Annotated in this window: 4 protein-coding genes; all 4 read right to left on the bottom strand. The window is 59.0% G+C overall.

Features of this window, described 5'->3' with window-relative positions; all coding sequences use genetic code 11:
• Positions 1-479 (bottom strand): N-acyl homoserine lactonase family protein (locus tag QD357_RS31565; RefSeq protein WP_414125910.1); only part of this gene is annotated, 479 nt, incomplete at its 3' end.
• Between the two features lie 141 nt (positions 480-620).
• A complete protein-coding gene (locus QD357_RS31560; protein ID WP_414125909.1) occupies positions 621-1,745 on the bottom strand; it encodes a zinc-dependent alcohol dehydrogenase family protein in 1,125 nt (374 codons plus the stop codon).
• Between the two features lie 12 nt (positions 1,746-1,757).
• A complete protein-coding gene (locus tag QD357_RS31555; RefSeq protein ID WP_414125908.1) occupies positions 1,758-2,651 on the bottom strand; it encodes an MBL fold metallo-hydrolase in 894 nt (297 codons plus the stop codon).
• Between the two features lie 84 nt (positions 2,652-2,735).
• A partial coding sequence (locus QD357_RS31550; RefSeq protein ID WP_414125907.1) for a methyl-accepting chemotaxis protein occupies positions 2,736-3,321 on the bottom strand: 586 nt, incomplete at its 5' end.

Genomic DNA, 3,321 nt, shown 5'->3' with positions numbered 1-3,321 from the left:
AGAAAGCGTTGAAAATGGAGTGCGTCCGATGCGATAACGACGACGTCATTGCCATCGTCCAGCCTCACGACCTGAAGGCCCCTAGAATGACCGCCGACGAGATGGATAGTGAGCCCCTCCATAATCTCGCCGTTCCCGTCGTGGAAGCACACCCTGCCGGAAAACGTCAGGCGGACCGCATCGACTACGGCGTCCACCGCAAAKGGACGCCGAAGACGATCATGGCACATGCATCGTCCTGTACCGTAGGCCATCTCCCGATCCTGCAAGTGGAACAGGGCTTCGGGGAAGTCCGCAAGGTTTCCTGCGTGATCATAGTGAAGATGCGTGATGACGACGTCGGTAATGGACGATGCGGAAATCCCGAGCTGGCGAAGCGCCTCGACCGGATGGATCAACATGGTCCTCCCGCGCCTTTCAGCCTCCTGCGGGCTAAACCCGGTGTCAACCAGGATCAGACGTTCACCATGGCGGATCAACCAAACGAAATACTCKATCCTGCCCGGGGCGTCGTGGGGATCTCCTGCTTCCAGGCCGAGTTCGCCAACGGGCCGAACCGCAGTGCCGTAATGTATCGCCAGGACTTTCCAGTCGGTCAAATTCTCGCTCMTTCCGCAGGCTCAAGGAACCAGCAGATGCCGGATCACCTCGCCACGGTCTAACCGGTCGAAGGCCTCGTTGATTTCCTCAAGCGGGCCAGTGCTGGACAACAGTCTCTCCACGGGCAACCTACCCTTGAGKAACAGGTCGATATAGCGGGGAACATCGCGCGAAGGTACGCAGGACCCCATGTAGCTGCCTTTGATTACGCGTTCTTCCCCGACAAGAGGAAGCGGCGAGATCTCGAATTTGGTGTTCACGTTCGCCATACCCGCTGTGGCCGTCGTGCCGCCGCGCCGCGTAATGCCATACGCGGTTTCGAACGCTTTGCTCGACCCTGCCATCTCGATGGCGTAGTCCACTCCCCCGCGGGTCGCTTCCTTGACCTCGCCGATGACATCCGGCGTGGTTGCCAGGAAGGTACGCGTCGCGCCCAGCGCCTTAGCCAACTCAAGCTTCTCCKGCATCAAATCGATGGCAACGATMTCGCTTGCCCCGCTAGCCACCGCTCCGAGGACGGCCGACAACCCCACGCCTCCCAGGCCGATGACGGCGACCGACTGCCCCGGCTTCACGCCACATGTATTTACGACKGCACCGACGCCTGTCATCACGGCGCATCCGAACAAGGCCGCCATGGTGACGTCCACGTCTTTGGTGATCTTGACGACCGAGTGCGCCGACACGACCGCGTATTCCGAAAACGCCGATACGCCGCTGTGATGGTTGATATCGTAGCCCCGAAGACGGATATGCTTGCTACCGTTCAACAATGTCCCGGCGGCGTTTGCGCGATAGCCCGGCTCACAGAGGCTTGCGCGTCCTCCCGCGCAGTAATCGCAGTGTCCGCAGATGGGCAGGAACGACATCACGACGTGATCGCCAACCTTCACTGTATCCACACCGGGTCCGATTTCTTCGACAATGCCGGACGCTTCATGCCCCAACGCGACAGGCAATGGACGGGGGCGGTCGCCATTTATCGCCGACAGGTCGGAGTGGCACACACCAGCGGCCTTGATTTTGACCAGGACCTCAAGATTGCCCGGAGGCGCCAGGTCGACGGTCTCGACACTGAGAGGCCGCGAACTTGCATACGGCCTGGGAAGCCCTGACTCTCGGAGAATGACTGATTTCATCTGCATTGTCGCGTATTCCTATCTCGAGAGCATCTGCATGGCGGCKGGTACGTAGCGGAAGCCTTCCCCCTCCCGGGCGACGTTGCCGAGCCCGGGCCACGCAAAGTGATAGGACATCACTGGTATGCGGTCTGTCGCGAGCATATCCAGCACCCGTGTGCGCGACCGCGCCGAGAGCTTGGGATCGGTGTCGTACTTGAACTCCATCCACGGGCGTTCCATCAGCAGGATATGATGATGGGTCAGATCGCCGAGGAAGCAGAGCCGATCGTTGCCCGACTGCATGAGGAAGCAGAAGTGGCCCAAGGTGTGGCCTGGAGCGTGCACTGCCTGCACGCCCGGCAGAAACTCMTGACCGTCCACGAAATGCGTTATCCGATCACGGTGTGGAAGAAGGTTCCTCCGGGCATTTTCCACCTGGGCCTTGAAACCGTCATCAAGCTTGCCTCCGTCGGTCCAGTCATCGAAGTCGCTTTCGCTTATGAAGATCTCCGCGTTGGGAAAATTAAGCTTGCCGTCCCGATCGCAAAGTCCGCCGGTGTGGTCGATGTGTGCGTGGGACAACACCACGGCATCGACTTCCAAAGTGTCGATCCCTGCCTCCTGCATGCTCTTCAGCAGGCGACCGGTCGTCGGCCCGAAAATCTTCKACGTCCCCATCCCGGTGTMGAACAGGATGGTCTTTCCGTTGATTTTKACCAGCGGGWTGTTCTGCTCGAGGGTCACCGACGAACTGGACAGGAAGTTCCTGTCGAGCATTTCCGTCACCGTGGCTGCGTCGACCCCAAGGAAATTCTCCCGTGGGTCGCCCAATTCCAACGGTCCGTCCGAAAGTACCGTTATTTCGCCGCTTCCGAACTTGAACGGATAGAAATAGGGCAACTTAGTCTGATGCGCTTGGTCATTGAGCACGCCGCTTATCCTCCCAGATTGGCTGCACCATTTGACAGATTGTATGAAAATCTGTCAACACAATAGTGGTGATTGTCTACGAAGTCAGGAAACGATCGAAAGCACGTGACCCCTTGGCCTGCCGATGTTGAACTGTTCGATCTGCTGCATCAGCCGCTGGGTCTCTTTTGTGAGTTCTTGGGTGGCGGCGTGGGCTTGCTCGGCGATGGCAGCGTTTCGCTGGGTGCTGTCATCGATCTCGCCAACGGCATGGTTCACTTCAATAAGCGAAGCCGCCTGGTCCCTGCTCGCCGCAGCGATAAGCTCAACCCTTTCGGAAATTCCGGCAACATTCGACGATATCGCAATCAGCACCTTGCCCGCCTCGTTCACCAATCGCGATCCCGAGGCGACTTCCTCGCTTGATCTTGCTATGAGTTCCTTGATTTCCTGGGCGGCTAGAGCCGACCGCTGGGCAAGTTCCCTGACTTCCTGGGCCACGACAGCGAAGCCCTGCCCCGCTTCTCCAGCTCTCGCGGCCTCGACACCGGCATTGAGTGCCAGGAGATTGGTCTGGAAGGCAATCTCGTCGATGACGCCGATGATTTGCGAAATGCGCCCGGAAGCCGCTTCTATTCGTCCCATAGCGTCAACCGCGTTCGTGACCACTGAAGCAGACGCATCCGCGGCC

The sequence above is a fragment of the Rhizobium sp. BR 317 genome, assembly GCF_047445835.1.
Lineage (GTDB): Bacteria > Pseudomonadota > Alphaproteobacteria > Rhizobiales > Rhizobiaceae > Rhizobium > Rhizobium paranaense.
This window is presented reverse-complemented; position numbering and strand designations above follow the sequence as displayed.